Here is a 19,921-nt window from a genome sequence, read left to right as displayed (position 1 = left end):
AACGTTTTGAAGCCACTGAAAATCATCTTTGCCGGCACGCCGGATTTTGCAGCGCGTCACCTGCAGGCGCTGCTGGGCTCTGACCATGAGGTCATCGCCGTTTATACCCAGCCCGACCGTCCCGCCGGACGGGGGCAAAAGCTCACCCCCAGCCCGGTGAAGTCGCTGGCGCTTGAGCAGCAGATCCCTGTTTATCAGCCCAAGTCACTTCGCAAAGAAGAGGCGCAGCAACAACTGGCAGCTCTCGGCGCCGATATTATGGTGGTGGTGGCCTATGGTCTTATCCTGCCTAAAGTTGTGCTGGATACTCCGCGCCTTGGCTGCATCAACGTTCATGGTTCGATTCTGCCGCGCTGGCGCGGAGCCGCGCCAATCCAACGAGCCCTGTGGGCCGGTGACACAGAAACCGGCGTCACCATCATGCAAATGGATGTAGGGCTGGATACCGGCGACATGCTGCTCAAAACCCGCCTGCCCATTGAAGATGATGACACCTCCGCCAGCCTATATGAAAAGCTGGCCGGCCAAGGCCCTGAAGCACTGCTCGAAGCCCTATCCGCCCTCAGCGAAGGCCGCCTGAGCGCTGAAAAGCAGGATGAAGCTCAGGCAAACTATGCCGAGAAGCTCAGCAAAGAAGAGGCTCGTCTCGATTTTGCCAAGCCCGCCAAAAATTTGTGGCAGGAAGTTCGCGCCTTTAACCCCTGGCCTGTGAGCTACTTTAAACATCAGGGTCAGATCATCAAGGTTTGGCAGACAAGCGTACTGGCTGAACCCAGCGCCAAGGCGCCCGGCACCATAGTTGCCGCAGGCAAACAAGGCATAGATGTTGCGACCGGCGATGGCATTCTGCGTATTCAAAAAATGCAGCTGCCCGGCAAAAAGCCCATGGACGTAGCCGATATCCTTAATAGCCGCGGCGACTGGTTTACTCCCGGCACCCAACTGGCAAGCCCAGAGGCAAGCGAGTAATGAATATCCGAGCCCTCGCCGCCAAGGCGATTTTTGATGTGCTGGAGCGCGGCGTGTCGCTCTCAATCGCCCTGCCTAACCAGCAGCAATTTTTACGTGATGGCAAAGACAAGGCACTGCTTGCTGAAATCTGTTACGGCGTCATGCGCAGCCTGCCTCAGCTCGACAAGCTGGTCAGTGGTTATATGCAAAAGCCCCTCAAGGGCAAACAACGGGTGATTCACCAGTTGCTGCTCGTCGGTGCCTATCAGTTGTATTTCACCCGGGTACCGGCCCACGCCGCCATTTCCGAAACCGCCGAAGGCTGCCGCGCCCTCGGCTTCGAGAGTCTGGTGAAGGTGGTCAACGGAGTGCTGCGCAATATTCAGCGTCAGGTGCCTCCGCTGGATGAGTCCAACGACACCTTGAAGTACAACTTCCCGGCCTGGATAATCCGCCGCCTCAAAGATGCCTACCCTGAAACATGGGAACACATCATTGAGGCGTCACATCAGCGCCCGCCAATGTGGCTTAGAAACAACCGTCGCCACCAAAGCCGCGATGTCTATTTGCAGGCACTTGCCGATGCAGATATAAGCGCCGTTGCCGGTACGGGTGAAGACGCTATTTGCCTCGAGTTTGCCACCGATGTTGCCCGCCTGCCGCATTTTGCCGATGGCGCAAGTTCGGTGCAGGATGGCGCAGCTCAGTGGGCAGCAAGCCTGCTGGCGCCGCAAAACGGCGAGCTGGTGCTCGATGCCTGTGCCGCGCCCGGCGGTAAAAGCTGCCATCTGCTGGAGCTGGCCGACATCGAGCTGGTCGCAGTGGACTTCGACGAAAAGCGTCTCGAACGGGTGTCGCAAAACCTGGAGCGGCTCAAACTCAACGCCAAGGTTATCCACGGCGATGCCGGTGATATCAGCAGTTGGTGGCAAGGCGACAAGTTTGACCGCATCCTGCTGGATGCGCCCTGCTCTGCAACCGGGGTGATTCGCCGCCATCCGGACATCAAATGGCTAAGACAAAACAACGACATTGCCGAGCTTGCCAAACTTCAGCAGCAAATTCTCGACAACTGCTGGCAGTGGCTCAAGCCTGGTGGCACACTGCTGTACGCAACCTGTTCTATTTTGCCTGAAGAAAACCGTGAGCAGATTAAGGCCTTCCTCGAACGCACCACAGATGCGACTCTTGAAGCCCTGCCCAACCAGGCAAGCAATAATGATATCGGCTGGCAAATCCTGCCGGGACAGGACGACATGGACGGGTTTTATTATGCCCGCCTGAAAAAAGCGCTGGTTTAGGGATTTAGGCAAACGCCATGAAAATTATCATCTTGGGCGCCGGTCAGGTCGGGGGAACCCTGGCAGAAAACCTGGTGGGCGAAAACAACGACATCACCATTGTCGATTCCGACAAAAGCAAGCTTCGCAGCCTGCAGGATAAATACGACCTGAGGGTGGTCGCAGGACACGGAGCCCACCCTGATGTACTGCGTGAAGCCGGTGCCGAAGATGCTGATATGCTGATTGCCGTGACCAACAGCGACGAATGCAATATGTCGGCCTGCCAGATTGCCTACACCCTGTTTGGCACTCCCACCAAGATTGCCCGTATTCGCTCCGAGCAGTATCTGCATATGCAGGATAGACTGTTCATCGACAGCGAAACCAAAAATTCCGATAACCGCACCCGCGGCGGCTTCGTGATTGACGAACTCATCGCCCCCGAGCAGTTGGTTACCTCCTATATTCAGCGTTTGGTTGAGTACCCCGGCGCCCTGCAGGTGCTGGAATTTGCCGACGGAAAGCTGAGTCTGGTGGCGGTCAGGGCCTATTACGGCGGCCCGCTGGTGGGCAATGCGCTTGCAGCACTGCGCGAGCACATGCCCAATATCGATACCCGGGTGGCAGCCATTTTCCGCCAGGGTCGCCCTATCATGCCCCGCGGCACCACTATTATTGAGGCCGACGACGAAGTCTTCTTCGTGGCCGACAGCCGCCATATCCGTGCAGTAATGAGTGAAATGCAGAAGTTGGACAACAGCTACCGCAATATCATGATTGCCGGCGGTGGTAACATTGGTTTGGGGCTGGCGAAAAAGCTTGAGCGCAGTCATTCCGTCAAGCTGATTGAACACAGAGCCGAGCGCGCCGAGGCACTGTCTGAAAAGTTGCAAAACACCACCGTATTTTGTGGTGATGCCTCGGATCAGGAACTGCTGCTGGAAGAGCACATAGACCAAACCGATGTGTTTATTGCCGTGACCAATGACGATGAAGCCAACATCATGTCGGCACTGCTGGCCAAACGCATGGGTGCCAAAAAGGTGATGGTGCTTATTCAGCGCGAAGCCTATGTGGATATTGTTCAGGAGGCCAATATCGATATCGCCATTTCGCCACAGCAAGCTACCATTTCCGCACTGCTCACGCACATTCGTCAGGGCGATATCTGCAACGTGTATTCACTGCGCCGCGGCGCCGCCGAGGCCATTGAAGCCATCGCCCACGGCGACCCAAGTACTTCCAAGGTAGTGGGCAAGCAAATCGGCGAAGTTCGTCTGCCACCGGGTACCACCATAGGTGCCATAGTGCGCAACGACGAGGTGCTGATGGCTCACGATAAAACAGTGATCGAGCAAGGCGACCACGTAATACTGTTCCTGGTAAACAAAAAGTTTATCGGCGAAGTGGAAAAGCTGTTCCAACCCAGCGCTTTCTTCTTCTGAACAAGCAGAAACCGAGCCAGTCATGCTGAATTTAAGGCCCCTGCTCTTCATTCTCGGCACCTTTCTGTCGATGTTGGCAGGGTTCATGCTCATCCCGCTACTGTTTGCCCTGGTACATGGGGATGAAACCTCCGGCGCCTTTATGATTTCAGCCATGGTCACCGCGATTGCTGCCAGCTTCTGTATCAGCGGCGGTAAGCAAAAACACATTAAGCTCAATATCCGTGACATGTTTTTGCTGACCAGCATCACCTGGTTTGTGGTAAGCCTGTTTGCGGCGCTGCCCTTTACCCTCTACCACGGTATCAACTACACAGATGCCTTTTTCGAAACCATGTCCGGCATCACCACCACGGGTTCCACCGTGCTGTCGGGGCTCGACAATATGGACCGCAGTATCCTTATCTGGCGCTCCCTGTTGCAGTGGCTCGGGGGTATAGGTTTTATCGTGATGGCAGTGGCGGTATTGCCCTTCCTGAACGTGGGCGGCATGCGGCTGTTTCGCACTGAATCTTCCGACTGGAGCGACAAGGCTACACCCCGTACCCAGGACATGGCCAAGCACCTGTTTCAGGTTTACATACTGCTGACTATTCTTTGTGGATTGGCTTATCACGCTGCGGATATGGACTGGTTTGAAGCCATCAATCACGCCATGACAACCCTCTCCACCGGCGGGTACTCGACATCGGATCAATCCATGGCTCATTTCAGCCCTGGCGCCCATTGGGTCGGCACCGTTTTTATGCTGGCGGGCGGCCTGCCACTGCTACTGTTTGTGCAGATGATCCGCGGTCGCAGTGCCAAGGTGTGGAACGACGCTCAGGTGAAGGGCTTCCTGCTGTTTGTCGGTGCGATAAGTGTAGCGCTGGCGCTATGGCTGGCGCCGGTAAAAGAGCTTTCGTTTATCGATGCCCTGCGTCTTACCTGTTTTAACGTAGTGTCAGTGGTGACTACCACAGGGTACGGCCTCACCGACTATGGTGCCTGGGGGCCACTGGCCAACATCGCCTTTCTGTTCCTGATGTTTGTCGGTGCCTGCTCAGGCTCTACCTCTGGCGGGATTAAAATCTTCCGCTTTCAAATCGCCTTTGCCATTATGCGCGAACAATTAAAGCAGCAAATCCACCCAGCGGGCATATTTAGGGAACGCTATAACAACCGCCCCATCAGCGAAGACATCATTCGCTCTTTGGTCACTTTCATCCTGCTGTTTGTGGGCGTGACTGTGGCGCTGGCGGTGTTTCTGGTGGCAGTGGGGGTGGACCCCGTTTCGAGCCTGACCGGCGCCATTACAGCGGTAACCAACGTCGGACCAGGGCTTGGGCCTGTGATAGGCCCGGCGGGTAACTTTGCCGGACTGCCCGACAGCGCAAAGTGGGCACTGTCGTTGGGCATGTTGCTGGGACGACTGGAAATTCTCACCGTAGCTGTGTTGTTTCACCCCAAGTTCTGGCAGTACTGACAGCCCAATCCTGTCATCCCGCTATCAAAATATCTTCCTTTCGGCCGACTCAATCAGCTTTCACTAACGTCAGCAGGTGCTGCGCGTACCTGTCAACATCCTGCCAGTCGGTGTAGTCAATAACCGCCTTCGGATCTGTAGGGCCATTGGTCATCTTCATAATCAACCGGATCATCAGGGCGTCGTACCAGGGCCAGGATGGGTAATCCACCTTACCGGCGATGATTTTCAAATCCTGGGGTTGCCAGGGGGACAGGCTTAAAAACTTTTGCAGGTACTTGTTGTTTTCCAGCACCCGCTTTTCGGGGTTACGGGCCACCACGTTAATGCAATAGAAACTTGAAGGTCTTGACGCCAGCGCAGCCTGATAGCGGTTAACCAGCTCAAACACTGACTTATGGTAAGTGCCGTACAGCACACAGGCACCCAGCGCCACCACATCGAAGCGTTGCCAGTCAGGCTCGGCGGCCAGCGCCTCGGCCACCGACATCAGGCTGCATTCATGGCCCAACGCGTTCAGCCTGGAAGCCATGGCTTCAGATATCTTGCGGGTATGGCCACCACGGGAAAAATAAATGAGCAGGATCTGACGCTTGGCTGACTGAGACATGCTGGGCTCCGCAAACTATGAACGCCTTATTGTGGCAAGCACTTGGCCAAGTGTCCTGCCTTCAGGTCACAAACGGACATCATAAATGCGCAATTGCCACCGATGTCACAGTTATGAATAGGAAAATTGCCTTGAACCCCACAGTCAATTAGAATCATCTAATCAAACATCCCATTCGGATTAACGGACAGAGGTTACTGATGCCACAGACTATTGATGTAGATGCTATGGTCGGCAACGCCGAAAACGCCGCCAAATGGCTTAAAGCTATCGCCAACCCCTATCGGTTGATGATCCTCTGTCTGCTGCTGGACAACGAACTGAGCGTCACCGAGCTCAACGAAATAGTCCCCCTGAGCCAGTCGGCGCTGTCACAGCACCTGGCGGTGCTTAGGGCTGAAGATTTGGTGGATACCCGTAAAAGCTCTCAGTTGGTGTACTACAAGCTTAAAAACGAACAGGTCACAGACATCATTTCCATTCTGCATAAACGCTATTGCAGCGTCTGACAGGCACTCAGTCTTTTCGGGCGGCAAAGGCATCGCCGAAGCCGTCAACCTTATCCCAATCGGTAAACTCAAAAGTGCCCTTCACATCGGTGGGGCCCTTGGTGATCCACATGATGAAACGGATCATGCTGCGGTCGAACAGGCCATAGCGCGGATAATCAATCTTTCCCGCAAACACCCCCAGCTGCTGTGGCTGCCACTTGGACAACTGCAAAAACTTCTGCATATAAGGGTTGGTTTGCGGAGTATTCTTCTCGCTTTTGCGCGCCACCACATTCACGGTGAAAAAGCCGTTTATCTTGCTGGCAAGCATCCCGGCATTCGCAGCGGCAAATTCAAACAGTGCCGGTCTGTGCTTGCCATATCTGATACTCGCACCAACCAACACCTTGTCGGCCTCAGCCAGCAGTGTCGCTGCCTCACTGATATCCGCCAGGGTGACTGTCTCGCCCACCGCTTCGCAGCGTGCCTTGATACGCTCGCAAATACGTAAGGTTTGGCCATCGACGGTGGAGTAAAGGATAAGCGTCTTCATTATCAGGTCTTCCAGAAGGTAGGCGTAAACAGCACCAGCAGGGTAAAGATTTCCAGTCGGCCAAACAGCATGGCCACGACCAGCACCCACTTGGCGCCATCACCGATACTGGCATAGTTACTGGCCACTTCGCCCAAGCCGGGGCCCAGGTTGTTCAAACAGGCTGCGGTGGCACTGAAGGCGGTAATATCGTCCAGCCCCATGGCCATCAAAATCAGCATACAAATCACGAACACCAGCGCGTAGGCCGAAAAGAAGCCCCACACCGCATCCACAACCCTGTCCGGCAGCGCCGTATTGCCGATACGAATAGAAAACATCGCCCGTGGGTGGATGAGTCGCTTCAGCTCACGGCTACCCTGCAGCAACAGCAGCAGTACCCGTATCACCTTGATACCACCTGCGGTTGAACCGCCGCAGCCGCCGATAAAGCTTGAGAAAATCAGCAGCATCGGTAAAAACAGCGGCCACAGGTGGAAGCTCTCGGTACCAAAGCCAGCAGTAGTCGAAATCGACACCGCCTGGAACAGCGCATAGTCCAGGGTTTCCTCAGCTGAATCATAAATGCCGGAGTGCAGCAAGGTGGCAAAACAGATAGCGGTCAGCAGCAGTTGGATCACTATCAGGATCTTGAATTCGGTGTCCTTGAAATACACCTTGAGATTAATGCCACGTCGACTGAACGCCGCAAAGTGGACACTGAAGTTCACCGCCGCAATCAGCAGAAACACCACGCAAATCATGTTGATCATCGGGCTGTCGAAGTAGCCCATGCTGGCATCGTGGGTTGAGAAGCCGCCGATGGCGATCGTGGAAAACGAGTGACAAATGGCATCGAACACCGACATACCAGCGGCCCAGTAGGCCAGCGCACAGGCAGTGGTCAGCAGCAGATAAATGTACCAGAGCGCCTTGGCGGTTTCGGCAATCCGCGGCGTCATCTTGCTGTCTTTCACCGGCCCCGGGATCTCAGCGCGGTACAGCTGCATGCCCCCAATGCCCAGCACAGGCAAAATGGCCACCGCCAATACGATGATCCCCATACCGCCGAGCCACTGCAACAAATGGCGATAGAACAGAATCGCCTTGGGCAGGCTGTCGAGCCCAACAATTACTGTTGCCCCCGTGGTAGTCAACGCCGAGAACGATTCGAAGAAAGAATCGGTCCAACTCAAATCGGGGGTGGAAGAGAAGATAAACGGCAGGGCACCAATAGAGCCCAGTACTGTCCAGAACAGTACCACAATCAAAAAGCCCTCGCGGGTGCGCAGCTCAGATTTGTGCTGGCGATTGGGATACCAGAACAGAAATCCCAAAATAAGGCTCACCACAAACGCCTGAATAAAAGCAGTACCGCCACCATCTTTGTAATAGATGGCAACCAGCGCCGGTGGCAGCATGGTGATGGAGAAGAGCCCCATCAGCAGGCCGGTAATCCTTATTATTGTTCTGTATTGCATGGAGCTGCTTTTGGCATTCCCTTATTGTGGGGCACTTTTTGTTTATTCGAAGGATTGTCGCACAAATCAGCCGCGCTGACACTCATTCGAATTTGTCGAATTTGAGAACAATTTGCCCCTGGCTGAGAGTCGCCAAATCCCGATTGAGTTCCATCAGATTTGCTTTGGGCAATTGCAGTTGCAGCGTCACCTTGCCACCAAAATTCCGCTCAAGAATATCACCGCCGTGTTTGCCCAGCAGATACTCGATATCCGCAAGCTGCGCATAGTCACAGCAAAGGCAAGACGGATATTTAAGCTCCCGCAGCATAGTCGGCAATGTCGGCAATGCTTTTTTGATACCCGAGGTATAAGCCCGCACCAGACCGCCCACCCCGAGTTTGGTGCCGCCGTAATAACGCACCACTACAGCGCAAACCTCTCCCAACCCCGAACCTTGCAGGGTAGCCAGCATCGGCCGACCGGCACTGCCGGCTGGCTCACCATCATCGCTTGAACCAATGGCAACACTGTTATCCGGTGCTGCCGCAACATAGGCCCAGCAGTAATGACTTGCACCCGGGTAGCGGGCCTTAACGTCAGTAAGCACTGACTTCAAATCAACTTCACTGCTGCAATGACTCAGAACCGTGATAAAGCGGCTGGCCTTGATTTCTTCTTCAAACACCAGCTCGCCCGCCGGAATGGGGTACTTCTCTGCCACTATCAGTTAAGTCCCAGAACCCGGGTCATGTTCTCGTTGCGTTCCTGATGCACAATCACATTATCCTCAATGCGAATGCCACCGAAGGGACGCAGGGTGTCGACCATGTCCCAATTCACCAGGGCGCTGCGGCCATCATTTTTCAGGACCGCCAGCAAAGAGTCTATGATGTAAAAACCGGGCTCAATGGTCAGCACATGTCTTGGTGCCAGCACCCGAGTACAACGCAAAAACGGATGTTCGGCGGGCGCTGCCAAATGAGTGCCACGCTCGTCGTTGGCAAAACCGGCCACATCATGCACCTGCAGCCCCAGCATATGACCAAGACCATGGGGGAAAAATGCCGAGGTAACGCCCTGCTCTACCAAGGCGTCCTTATCGCCTTTGGCGATGTTCATTTCCAGCATCAGCGCTGCCAGTTTGTTATGGGTCGCCAGATGCAGCTCGGTAAAGCGCATACCGGGGCGGATAAGTTCCACCAGTTCCCGTTGCAGCTTGTCCATGGCCTTGATTAAGTCGTCAAAGGCGTTCTTTTCAAACGCATAGGTACGGGTAATGTCGGAGGCATAGCCATGAAAGGAGGCGCCTGCATCAATCAAAAACGATAACCGCTGCGCCGGATTGCTGTGCTCAAGCGCGGTGTAATGCAGAATCGCGGCGTTCTGATTGAGGGCAATAATATTGCCGTAGGGTACATCGTTTTCGCCCTGACCTATGGCCGACAAATACTGCTGCTGGATCTCAAACTCGCTGGCCCCCTTGTAAAAGCCTTCCCGCGCGGCATTGTGACCAATTACCGCGATACGGTTGGCCTCGCGCATACACTCAAGTTCATAGTCAGTCTTGAAGCTGCGATGCCAGTGCAGGTAGTTCATCACCCCATCGGGGTTGCGGCTCTTGAAACCAAGTACATCGGCCACGTCCAGATGCTCACCAATGTAGGCCCAGCCATCGAGGTTTTTCGGCAGCAGGTCGGCCACTTTTTCAGCCTTTGTCAGTAGCTTGATATCAAAATGCTCGGTCCAGAAACTCTCGGGCACATCACTCACCTTGTGCCAAAAATCCTCAGGGCGATAAAACACCAGCACCGGCTTTTCCTGACCGTTGGTCAGAATCCAGCAGTTGGGATTATCCAGCACCGGTAACCAGGCCTTGAAGTGGGGATTAACCTTGAAGGGATAATTCATGTCATCCAAAAACTGACGACGGTACTGGCCTGAATGAATGGCAAGCCCCTGCAGTTGTTCACGGGCCAACACATCAGCTACCCGACGACTTTGTTCCTGAATATGGTTGACGTACAGTGGGGCCAAATTTTCCATCATGTTCCATCCTCTGTGCTCACTACGCCAACCGACGGATATTTGAAAATACATATCCCAAACACCGTCTTGGCGAACTATTCTGTGTGCTGTGCAGTGTATCACAAAGGGTAAAAATCCTCCTCGTAGCCAATCAATCAAACAGTCGTTTAAATTGGGTGTTGTAATTTTTGTTTTTTGGACGCACACTGGCAAACAAATGGTCAAATGATGGCCGCTATTGCTGTAAAAAAGGAGAATCCGTCTGCAGATGGATTCCTGACCAAAAAGGAAAGCAAGCACATGATCTACCAAAGTCCTACAATCCAGGTCGAATTGACCGCTGACAAGATTGCCAGGCTGTGTTTTAACGCGCCCGGCTCGGTCAACAAGTTCGATCGCGAAACCCTCGCCGCCCTCGACGCTGCTCTTGACGCCATCAAGGCCTCTGAAGCCAAAGCCGCCCTGCTGACCTCAGGCAAAGACACCTTTATCGTTGGCGCCGACATCACCGAATTCCTGGCGCTATTTGCCGAAGAAGACGCCAAGCTGCAAGCGTGGCTCGAGCAAGCCAACGTGGTGTTCAACAAGCTGGAAGACTTGCCTTTCCCCACCGCCTCAGCCATCAAGGGCTTTGCCCTGGGCGGCGGCTGCGAAACCATTCTGGCCACTGACTTCCGTATCGCCGATACCACAGCCAAAATTGGCCTGCCCGAGACCAAGCTGGGTATCATTCCAGGCTTCGGTGGCACAGTGCGCCTGCCTCGTATCATAGGTGCCGATAACGCGCTGGAATGGATCTCCACCGGCAAAGACCAGCGTCCTGAAGACGCCCTGAAAGTTGGCGCCATCGACGCTGTCACAGCGCCGGAAGCTCTGGAAGCCGCAGCGACCCAAATGCTGAAAGATGCCATCGATGGCAAGCTTGACTGGCAAGCACGCCGCGCCCGTAAGCAGGCACCACTGACGCTGCCGAAACTCGAAGCCATGATGTCTTTCACCACAGCCAAAGGCATGGTCTACGCCGTGGCCGGTAAACACTACCCCGCGCCGATGGCCGCCGTGAGCGTGGTTGAAAAGGCTGCCGGCATGAGCCGCTCCGACGCGCTGCAGGTTGAACATCAGGCGTTTATTCAGCTGGCCAAAACCGATGTAGCCACCGCACTGATTGGTATCTTCCTTAACGACCAACTTGTTAAAGGCAAAGCCAAGAAGGCAGGCAAGCTCGCCAAAGATGTGAACCAGGCCGCCGTACTCGGCGCCGGTATCATGGGTGGCGGTATTGCCTATCAAAGTGCCAGCAAGGGCACGCCGATTGTGATGAAAGACATCAACCAGGCCGCTCTGGATCTGGGTCTGAACGAAGCCGCCAAGCTGCTTACTGCTCAGGTATCCCGTGGTCGCTCCACGCCGGAGAAAATGGCCAAGGTGCTGAACAACATCACCCCTGCGCTGGACTACGCACCGATTAAAGATGCTGCCGTGGTAGTTGAAGCCGTAGTGGAAAATCCAAAAGTAAAATCCGCGGTAATTGCCGAGGTAGAGGGTCTGGTGGCTGACGATGCCATCATCGCCTCCAATACCTCCACCATCTCCATCGATTTCCTGGCCAAGAGCCTGAAGAATCCTGCACGCTTCTGTGGTATGCACTTCTTTAACCCGGTTCACAAGATGCCACTGGTGGAAGTGATCCGCGGTAAGGACACCAGCGAAGAAACCGTTGCTACTGTCGTTGCTTACGCCAGCAAGATGGGCAAAACCCCAATCGTGGTGAACGACTGCCCCGGCTTCTTTGTAAACCGCGTGCTGTTCCCCTACTTTGCCGGCTTCAACGGTCTGCTGGCTGACGGTGGCGACTTCGCAGCCATCGATAAGATAATGGAGAAGCAATTCGGCTGGCCAATGGGCCCGGCTTACCTGCTCGACGTTGTGGGTCTGGACACCGGCCACCACGCTCAGGCGGTGATGGCCGAAGGCTTCCCTGATCGCATGGGTAAATCCGGCAAAGACGCAATCGACGTCATGTATGAAGCCGGTCGTCTGGGCCAGAAAAACGGCAAAGGTTTCTATCAATACAGCATCGATAAGCGCGGCAAGCCGAAGAAAGATGTGGACCCGGCTTCCTACACCATGCTGGCCGAAGCCTTTGGTGAGCAGAAAGCCTTTGATGCCGATGAGATTATTGCCCGCACCATGATCCCCATGATCATCGAAACCGTTCGTTGTCTCGAAGAAGGCATTATCGCCAGCCCGGCCGAAGCCGATATGGGTCTGGTATATGGCCTTGGCTTCCCTCCATTCCGCGGCGGCGTGTTCCGCTATCTGGATACCATGGGCGTAGCCAACTTCGTGGCACTGGCCGATAAATATGCCCATCTGGGCGGCCTGTATCAGGTCACAGACGCCATGCGCGCCCTCGCGAGCAGCAATGGCAGCTACTATCCAAAGGCCTGATTAGGGAAGGAACATCAAAATGAAACAAGCCGTTATTGTAGATTGCATCCGTACCCCCATGGGCCGCTCCAAGGGTGGTGTATTCCGTAATGTTCGCGCCGAGACCTTGTCTGCCGAGCTGATGAAGGCGCTGCTGCTGCGCAACCCAGGCCTGGATCCCAACAGCATCGAAGACGTGATTTGGGGCTGCGTGCAGCAAACCCTGGAACAGGGCTTTAACATTGCCCGTAACGCCTCGCTTCTGGCCGGCATCCCCAAGACTGCCGGTGCCGTTACCGTTAACCGTCTGTGTGGTTCTTCCATGGAAGCCCTGCACCAGGCCTCCCGTGCCATCATGACCGGCATGAGCGACACCTTTATCATCGGTGGGGTTGAGCACATGGGCCACGTGCCGATGAACCATGGTGTTGACTTCCACCCAGGCCTCGCCGCCAATGTGGCCAAGGCCTCGGGCATGATGGGTCTGACCGCCGAGATGCTGGGCAAGCTGCATGGCATCAGCCGTGAAATGCAGGACCAGTTTGCCGTGCGTTCACACCAACGCGCCCACGCCGCAACCCTCGAAGGTCGCTTCGCCAAAGAGATTTATGCCATCGAAGGCCACGACGCCAACGGCGGCCTGATCAAAGTCGATTACGACGAAGTTATCCGCCCAGAGACCTCTCTGGAGTCACTGGCCAGCCTGCGCCCTGTGTTCGACCCAGCCAATGGCACTGTGACCGCTGGTACTTCTTCTGCTCTGTCTGACGGCGCTGCCGCCATGCTGGTGATGGAAGAAGAAAAAGCCCGCGCCCTCGGTCTGCCAATCCGCGCCCGGGTACGCTCCATGGCCGTTGCCGGCTGCGATGCCGCCATCATGGGTTACGGCCCGGTTCCCGCCACCCAAAAAGCATTGGCCCGTGCCGGTCTCAGCATCCAGGATATGGATGTGATTGAGCTGAACGAAGCCTTTGCCGCTCAGTCACTGCCTTGCGTAAAAGACCTCGGCCTGATGGACGTCGTGGAAGATAAGGTGAACCTCAACGGCGGCGCTATCGCCCTGGGTCACCCACTGGGCTGCTCCGGTGCCCGTATCTCCACTACCCTAATCAACCTGATGGAACACAAGGACGCTACCCTGGGTCTTGCCACCATGTGTATCGGTCTGGGTCAGGGCATTGCCACCGTGTTCGAGCGCGTGTAACTCGAATTAGTCGTAATAAAAAGCCGACCTGATGGTCGGCTTTTTTATGTTTCACGTGAAACCTCGCTTTTCAACCTGTTCAGGTTTTGAAACTGCCGGTGATGGCTTTGAGATCCATAGCAAGCTCACTCAATTGCGTCGATGCCACCGCCGTCTGTTCAGAACTGGCAGCATTAACCGTGGCAGCATCACTTATCACCGACAAACTCTGACTGATTTCTTCAGCAGCCAAAGTTTGCTGCCCCGCAGCCGTGGCTATTTGATCAGCGTTGGTGGCAATGGACTCTATCTCAATATGTGTGTTTCGAATCGCCTCGGCAGTCGACTCAGCGCTGTCTACCGTCTGTTTAAGGTGAATCGTGCTTTGCCCCATCACACCCACCGCATCTTGAGTCCCTTTTTGGAGCAGAACTATCATCTCCTCAATGTCTTGGGTCGATTGAGCGGTTTTTTGCGCTAACTGGCGCACCTCATCGGCAACCACAGCAAAGCCACGCCCCTGCTCACCGGCCCTCGCCGCCTCAATGGCTGCATTCAAGGCTAATAAATTCGTCTGATCGGCAATACCGCGGATAACTTCCAGCACCTTGCTGATACTCTGGCTTTGCAACTCCACATTACGGATCACATCAGTCGCATCACTGATGGTTGACGCTAATCCATTGATTATGTTTATATTACTACGAACCTGCGTATCGGCGATTTGTGACCGTCCATAGGCTGACTGGGTTGAGTCTGCTACCTGGCGTGCGTTGCGGGCAACCTCAGCTATTGAGGCAGAAATCTCATGAATCGACGCTGACACCCGTTCTATGTTGCTTTGTTGTTGGAACAGGCTTTGGTTGGTTTCTTCACTAGCAACCCGCGTCTGCTCGGATGCGGCAGAAAGCTGCGAAGTAATCCCCACCATACGGGAAACTATTTCCCGAAGATTAACCGACATAGACTGCATTGCCAGATACACACCGGTCTTATTTCCCTCGCAAAAGTCAATCGCAAGATCGCCTTCGGCTATTCGCTCAGAAACAGACTGCATCACCTTCGGTTCTCCCCCAAGAGGACGTAAAACCGCACGCAGCATAATGACGGCAAAACCCATCACCACGAAAGCGGAAATCCCCAAAGCTATCCACAGGCTATTTTTAATAAGCACAACAGATTCGAGCGCTTCAGCCTGATCGATTTCCACAATTAAAGCCCAACGAATCCTTTGCCCCAAATCCGGCGAAACAGGCATGTATGCTGACAGCACCGGATTCTGATTATAATCGAGGATAATTTCGAGGCCCTCAGCCCCCCTTAATGCAGTATTGGACGCCTTGGTATTAACCCCATTAGCCTCTACTGTCCCTGCGTAACTGGCTGACACACTTCGACCATGGGGATCCAAAAAGGAATCAGATCGCATTCGATAGTCAGCCCCCACAAGATAACTTTCACCTGTCTGCCCCATACCCGCCCGTTGGTTCATCAAACTGTTGATTTTTTCGATGGAGAGCTGAAGTGCTGCCACTGCAATCATCTTTCCGTTTACCATTACCGGCCGTCCAATAAATGCCGCCGGCTCTCCCTTGCTTGGAGCATAAGGTGCAAAATCCACCATTTCAGATGACTGGCTAGCTATTACCTGCTGGTATAGCTTTGCCAAATTACTATCACGAAATGCTCCTGTTACCAGATTCGACCCGAAGTCAGCCTCTTTGGCTTGGGTGTAAACAACATTGCCTTCAAGGTCAATAACGAATACATCGTAATAACCATACTCCTTGGCCATCTGATCAAAGTATTCATGGTGAGATTGAATAATCGTATTCAGCGAAGAACCATCGCTATAGATGATCATGTCGGATACAGCAGCAGAGAGCATTGTGAGGTCGGCGTAGCTGCCAGCAAAATAGGATTTGAGCTGATTCAACTTTAGTTGTTGCACAGCAAGAAGTTTATTAAACGCCTGCTCAGCTAACGCATCAGATGCAAACTTTTGAAGAATAGATCCAGTGAGCAGTAGAGGAATTAACCCAATTCCCAATAAGCCAAACCATAGTGTTTTTTTAAATGACATCTTATTCCACTTCCATGGATGAAAATGATTATTATTAACCAACTGTCGATACCCTAGCACAGGCAGTTATAGTCGCAACAAATTTTCTGTTATTTCATATGCAACCAACTGAAAAGCAACATTAATTCAACACAAATCGGTTTGGTGACTTCGATTTCGAAGATTCCTCCCCCATGATTCATATGAATCCCTCGAAAATGTTCCACGTGAAACATCAAAGTCCACATTTTGGATCGCGCTTACTTGGTGATTACTGAACCGTGGAGTAACATTAGCGTCAACTGTTACACCCAGAGAAAGAGCCAATGACTGAAATTTTCGCCACTGCAAATAGAGAGCTGGATGCCCTTGGTTTACGATGCCCGGAACCAGTGATGATGGTGCGTAAAACGGTGCGCCATATGGCTGATGGTGAAACCTTGCTGATTATTGCCGACGACCCGGCTACGACGCGGGATATTCCCAGTTTTTGCGAATTCATGGATCACACTCTGATAGCCTGTGACACCTCAGCCACCCCTTATCGTTACCTCATCAAAAAGGGGCTGTAATCGCAGCTCTGAAGATTATTATTTGAAACAGAAATAGGGTTTTACTGACCGATAATTTATGAGATAACAACCTGATTATTTTTGCCTTGGGCATCACGTTGTGCCCAGCGTTATCTCAATAACTATAACGATTAGGAAACCCAAATGTTCAAACCCCGTCTGCAACCGTGCATGATTGCGGTGGCTTTGGCTATAACGCCCACCGCTTTTGCTAATGACGAAGCCGAAACCTGGCAAGTCAATGCTCCACAAAACGCCTCTCTCGAAAAAGTCACAGTGGATGTCAACGAGGGCACCTGGATGAACCTAAGCCTGAGTCCAGATGGCAAATACATAGTGTTCGACCTCTTAGGCGACATCTACCGTATCCCGGCCGAGGGTGGCGAGGCCGAAGTGCTGGCCAGCGGCATCGCCTGGCAGATGCAGCCAGTTTATAGCCCTGATGGCAAATACATCGCCTTCACTTCAGATCAAGACGGCGGCGATAACCTTTGGGTGATGGATGCCGACGGCAAAAATGCCCGCGCAGTAACAAAGGAAACCTTCCGGCTAATCAACAGCCCAGCCTGGAGCCCTGACTCCCAATATCTGGTAGGCCGTAAGCATTTCACCGCCAGCCGTAGCCTAGGTGCAGGTGAAGTATGGCTTTATCACATCACGGGTGGTGAAGGTATAATGCTTACAGCCCGTCCAAATGACCAAAAAGATTTGGGTGAGCCGGCCTATTCCCCGGATGGTAGATACATTTACTTCAGTCAGGATGACACCCCGGGCAAGACCTTCCATTATTCAAAAGATTCAGTTCAAGGCATTTACAAGATTAAACGCTACGATACCCAAACCGGTGATATCGAAGTACTGATTGAAGGCACCGGCGGTGCCATTCGTCCAACACCAAGCCCTGATGGCAAAAAGCTCGCCTTCATCCGCCGCGATGGCTTCCAATCGACCCTGTATTTATTGGATTTAGAGTCTGGTGAGAAACGGAAAGTTTATGGCGAGCTTGACCGCGACATGCAGGAAACCTGGGCCATTCATGGCGTGTACCCCACCATGGCCTGGGACAAAGACAGCGAACAACTGCTGTTCTGGGCCAAGGGGAAAATCCAGCGCCTGAATATTGCTGACAACAAGGTCACTGACATTCCGTTCCATGTAAAAACCCAGATGGATATCCAGCCTTCGGTGCGATTCACCCAAAACCTGGATCAGGAAAAGTTTGACGTGAAAATGCTGCGCATGGCGCAGGTATCACCCGACGGTAAGCAGGTCGTGTATGAGGCCCTTGGCAAACTATGGCTTAAATCATTGCCGGATGGAAAGGTCAGCCGATTAACCAAACTTGCCGATGACGTTGCCGAACTCTATCCGACCTGGTCCCGTGATGGTAAGCAACTGGCATTCACCACCTGGAATGACAAGAACCAGGGTACGGTTCAGGTTATCAGCCTAAATGGCCGCAAAGTCACCAAGATTAGCGAACACCCCGGCAAATATGTCGAGCCGGTGTTCTCTCCAAAGGGTGATACTCTGGTGTACCGCAAAGCCAGTGGTGGCTACATTACCCCACCAACCTGGTCCAACGACCCGGGTTTGTATAAGGCCGACATCAAATCCAAAAAGAACACACGTATCAGTGCCATGGGTTTTCAACCCCAATTTGGCGCTGACAATGACCGGGTTTACTTTATGGAAAGTGGCGAGACGCCGCAGTTTTCATCCATCAACATGAGTGGATTTGAAAAGCGCACTCACTACACCAGCAAGCATGCAACAGAATTCCGCATCTCCCCCGATGGTGAACAACTGGCCTTCGCAGAGCGCTTCAAAGTCTTTGTTACCCCCTTCGCTAAGCATGGTGAGACCGTAGAAATTGGTCCCAAGGCCGGCAATCTGCCTGTAACACAACTGAGCGTACGCGCCGGTGAAAGCCTGAGCTGGAACAACAAGAGCAATCAGCTTTATTGGACCCTTGGCCCAGAGCTGTATCAAATGCCGGTTGATGCCAGCTACGCCAAAGTCGAAGACAAAGAGTCCAAGGTTGAACCTAAGATCACTCAAATCGGCTTTGAGAAGCAGGCAGATGTTCCACGTGGAACCATTGCCTTTGTTGGCGGTAAGGTGATTACCATGGAAAACGACCGGGTAATCGACAATGGTGTGGTGATAGTGACAGATAACAAAATTTCAGCTGTAGGCAGTAAGGATGCTGTAACCATTCCTGCATCGGCTGAAGTTATCGATATTAGCGGCAAAACGATTATGCCCGGCCTGTTCGATGCACACGCCCACGGTTCCCAGGGTGAGGATGAAATTATTCCTCAGCAGAACTGGAACCTGTATGCAGGCCTTTCGCTGGGTGTAACCAGCATCCATGACCCATCAAACGACACGACCGAAATCTTCGCTGCATCTGAGCAACAAAAGGCCGGTAAAATCGTGGGCCCGAGGATCTTCTCTACCGGTACCATTCTGTACGGTGCCAACCTGCCCGGCTACACCAGCCACATAGACTCTGTTGACGATGCCAAGTTCCACCTGGAACGCCTGAAAAAAGTTGGTGCATTCAGCGTGAAGAGCTACAACCAGCCACGCCGTAACCAGCGCCAACAGGTGATAGCGGCTGCCCGTGAACTGGAAATGATGGTAGTGCCGGAAGGCGGAAGCTTGCTGCAGCACAACATAACAATGATCGCCGATGGCCACACCACCATAGAGCATTCGCTGCCAGCTGGTGCCATTTACAACGACATCAAGCAGTTCTGGAGCCAAACCAAGGTTGCCTACACACCTACTCTGGTAGTGGCCTATGGTGGTATCTCCGGTGAGAACTATTGGTACGACAAGACAGAAGTTTGGGCTCACCCACGTTTGTCAAAGTACGTACCAAGCGACCTGCTGGATGCGCGTTCCATGCGTCGACCGACTGCACCGGATGAGCATTACAATCACTTCAACGTGGCTCGCGTTGCTAAAGAGGTGAATGATTTGGGCATAGTGCCAAACATTGGTGCCCACGGTCAGCGCGAAGGCTTGGCAGCCCATTGGGAAATGTGGATGTTTGCCCAGGGTGGCATGAGCAATATGGACGTGCTGAAAACAGCCACTATCAATCCTGCCAAAACCTTCGCCATGGATCACCAGCTGGGTTCGATCAAGGCTGGCAAACTCGCTGACCTAATCGTTATTGATGGCGACCCGTTGGCCGATATCCGAGTGACCGACAAGGTGACTCATACTATGGTAAATGGCAAATTGTACGATGCCGAAACCATGAACCAACTCAATGGTGACAAGCGAAAACGCCAACGCTTCTTCTTTGAGAAAATCTGACATTAGCGCCTAAAGAAAACGCCTGAAAAAAGGTGTTCCACGTGGAACACCTTTTTTATTGCGCGTCTGAAAACTG

At 53.4% G+C, this 19,921-nt stretch carries 15 protein-coding genes; 9 read left to right on the top strand and 6 right to left on the bottom strand.

Annotation, left to right across the window (positions count from 1 at the left end; genetic code table 11):
* Positions 1-6: 6 nt before the first annotated feature.
* From fmt to ABYK60_RS04900, 4 genes are read left to right on the top strand one after another with little or no spacing between them, the layout of a single operon-like run.
* Positions 7-969, top strand: a complete 963-nt coding sequence (gene fmt / locus ABYK60_RS04915; protein ID WP_372870810.1) for a methionyl-tRNA formyltransferase — start codon at positions 7-9, stop codon at positions 967-969.
* The gene (gene rsmB / locus ABYK60_RS04910; protein ID WP_372870809.1) at positions 969-2,252 is read left to right on the top strand and encodes a 16S rRNA (cytosine(967)-C(5))-methyltransferase RsmB; all 1,284 of its coding nucleotides are present in this window, start codon (positions 969-971) and stop codon (positions 2,250-2,252) included. The genes fmt and rsmB overlap by 1 nt, the downstream gene beginning before the upstream one ends.
* 17 nt (positions 2,253-2,269) lie before the next feature.
* Positions 2,270-3,679: a Trk system potassium transporter TrkA gene (gene trkA / locus ABYK60_RS04905; RefSeq protein WP_372870808.1), complete on the top strand. Its 1,410-nt coding sequence runs from the start codon at positions 2,270-2,272 to the stop codon at positions 3,677-3,679.
* A 22-nt stretch (positions 3,680-3,701) separates the two neighbouring features.
* A complete protein-coding gene (locus tag ABYK60_RS04900; protein ID WP_372870807.1) occupies positions 3,702-5,144 on the top strand; it encodes a TrkH family potassium uptake protein in 1,443 nt (480 codons plus the stop codon).
* A gap of 49 nt (positions 5,145-5,193) precedes the next feature.
* On the opposite strand, the gene hemG (ABYK60_RS04895) is transcribed toward ABYK60_RS04900, so the two are convergent.
* A complete protein-coding gene (gene hemG, locus ABYK60_RS04895; protein WP_372870806.1) occupies positions 5,194-5,754 on the bottom strand; it encodes a menaquinone-dependent protoporphyrinogen IX dehydrogenase in 561 nt (186 codons plus the stop codon).
* A gap of 200 nt (positions 5,755-5,954) precedes the next feature.
* Between hemG (ABYK60_RS04895) and ABYK60_RS04890 the strand changes: the two genes are divergently transcribed.
* On the top strand, positions 5,955-6,263 hold the full coding sequence (locus ABYK60_RS04890; protein WP_372870805.1) for an ArsR/SmtB family transcription factor: 309 nt from the start codon (positions 5,955-5,957) through the stop codon (positions 6,261-6,263).
* Positions 6,264-6,270: 7 nt separating this feature from the next.
* On the opposite strand, the gene hemG (ABYK60_RS04885) is transcribed toward ABYK60_RS04890, so the two are convergent.
* From hemG (ABYK60_RS04885) to pepQ, 4 genes are all read right to left on the bottom strand, one after another.
* Positions 6,271-6,798: a menaquinone-dependent protoporphyrinogen IX dehydrogenase gene (hemG, locus tag ABYK60_RS04885; RefSeq protein WP_372870804.1), complete on the bottom strand. Its 528-nt coding sequence runs from the start codon at positions 6,796-6,798 to the stop codon at positions 6,271-6,273.
* A gap of 2 nt (positions 6,799-6,800) precedes the next feature.
* Positions 6,801-8,258, bottom strand: coding sequence for a TrkH family potassium uptake protein (locus ABYK60_RS04880; RefSeq protein ID WP_126168888.1), 1,458 nt, complete (start codon positions 8,256-8,258; stop codon positions 6,801-6,803).
* Positions 8,259-8,340: 82 nt separating this feature from the next.
* Positions 8,341-8,961, bottom strand: a complete 621-nt coding sequence (locus ABYK60_RS04875) for a YigZ family protein (protein WP_372870803.1) — start codon at positions 8,959-8,961, stop codon at positions 8,341-8,343.
* 2 nt (positions 8,962-8,963) lie between these two features.
* A complete protein-coding gene (pepQ, locus tag ABYK60_RS04870) occupies positions 8,964-10,283 on the bottom strand; it encodes a Xaa-Pro dipeptidase (RefSeq protein WP_372870824.1) in 1,320 nt (439 codons plus the stop codon).
* A 282-nt stretch (positions 10,284-10,565) separates the two neighbouring features.
* Here pepQ and fadB point away from each other — a divergent pair, with 282 nt between their 5' ends.
* Together fadB and fadA are read left to right on the top strand one after the other, a co-directional pair.
* Complete coding sequence (gene fadB, locus ABYK60_RS04865) at positions 10,566-12,716, top strand: fatty acid oxidation complex subunit alpha FadB (RefSeq protein WP_372870802.1); 2,151 nt, start codon at positions 10,566-10,568, stop codon at positions 12,714-12,716.
* A 19-nt stretch (positions 12,717-12,735) separates the two neighbouring features.
* Positions 12,736-13,899, top strand: coding sequence for an acetyl-CoA C-acyltransferase FadA (fadA, locus tag ABYK60_RS04860; protein WP_372870801.1), 1,164 nt, complete (start codon positions 12,736-12,738; stop codon positions 13,897-13,899).
* 79 nt (positions 13,900-13,978) lie between these two features.
* On the opposite strand, the gene ABYK60_RS04855 is transcribed toward fadA, so the two are convergent.
* A complete protein-coding gene (locus ABYK60_RS04855) occupies positions 13,979-15,961 on the bottom strand; it encodes a methyl-accepting chemotaxis protein (RefSeq protein ID WP_372870800.1) in 1,983 nt (660 codons plus the stop codon).
* Between the two features lie 305 nt (positions 15,962-16,266).
* On the opposite strand from ABYK60_RS04855, the gene tusA reads away from it, so the two are divergent.
* On the top strand, positions 16,267-16,512 hold the full coding sequence (tusA, locus tag ABYK60_RS04850; RefSeq protein WP_372870799.1) for a sulfurtransferase TusA: 246 nt from the start codon (positions 16,267-16,269) through the stop codon (positions 16,510-16,512).
* Between the two features lie 144 nt (positions 16,513-16,656).
* Complete coding sequence (locus ABYK60_RS04845; RefSeq protein WP_372870798.1) at positions 16,657-19,845, top strand: amidohydrolase family protein; 3,189 nt, start codon at positions 16,657-16,659, stop codon at positions 19,843-19,845.
* Positions 19,846-19,921: the final 76 nt, after the last annotated feature.

The sequence above is a fragment of the Shewanella sp. genome (assembly GCF_041630135.1).
In the GTDB taxonomy this organism is placed as follows: Bacteria; Pseudomonadota; Gammaproteobacteria; order Enterobacterales; family Shewanellaceae; genus Shewanella.
Note: the sequence above shows the minus strand (reverse complement) of the source record. Positions and strands in the feature narration are given on the sequence as shown.

What these genes read in the sequence shown, in the direction of transcription:
- tusA (WP_372870799.1), top strand. Translation starts at nt 16,267, where the DNA reads ATGACTGAAATTTTCGCCACTGCAAATAGAGAGCTGGATGCCCTTGGT.
- ABYK60_RS04855 (WP_372870800.1), bottom strand. Translation starts at nt 15,961, where the DNA reads ATGTCATTTAAAAAAACACTATGGTTTGGCTTATTGGGAATTGGGTTA.
- trkA (WP_372870808.1), top strand. Translation starts at nt 2,270, where the DNA reads ATGAAAATTATCATCTTGGGCGCCGGTCAGGTCGGGGGAACCCTGGCA.
- ABYK60_RS04890 (WP_372870805.1), top strand. Translation starts at nt 5,955, where the DNA reads ATGCCACAGACTATTGATGTAGATGCTATGGTCGGCAACGCCGAAAAC.
- fadB (WP_372870802.1), top strand. Translation starts at nt 10,566, where the DNA reads ATGATCTACCAAAGTCCTACAATCCAGGTCGAATTGACCGCTGACAAG.
- ABYK60_RS04900 (WP_372870807.1), top strand. Translation starts at nt 3,702, where the DNA reads ATGCTGAATTTAAGGCCCCTGCTCTTCATTCTCGGCACCTTTCTGTCG.
- rsmB (WP_372870809.1), top strand. Translation starts at nt 969, where the DNA reads ATGAATATCCGAGCCCTCGCCGCCAAGGCGATTTTTGATGTGCTGGAG.
- fadA (WP_372870801.1), top strand. Translation starts at nt 12,736, where the DNA reads ATGAAACAAGCCGTTATTGTAGATTGCATCCGTACCCCCATGGGCCGC.
- pepQ (WP_372870824.1), bottom strand. Translation starts at nt 10,283, where the DNA reads ATGGAAAATTTGGCCCCACTGTACGTCAACCATATTCAGGAACAAAGT.
- ABYK60_RS04880 (WP_126168888.1), bottom strand. Translation starts at nt 8,258, where the DNA reads ATGCAATACAGAACAATAATAAGGATTACCGGCCTGCTGATGGGGCTC.
- hemG (WP_372870804.1), bottom strand. Translation starts at nt 6,798, where the DNA reads ATGAAGACGCTTATCCTTTACTCCACCGTCGATGGCCAAACCTTACGT.
- ABYK60_RS04845 (WP_372870798.1), top strand. Translation starts at nt 16,657, where the DNA reads ATGTTCAAACCCCGTCTGCAACCGTGCATGATTGCGGTGGCTTTGGCT.
- hemG (WP_372870806.1), bottom strand. Translation starts at nt 5,754, where the DNA reads ATGTCTCAGTCAGCCAAGCGTCAGATCCTGCTCATTTATTTTTCCCGT.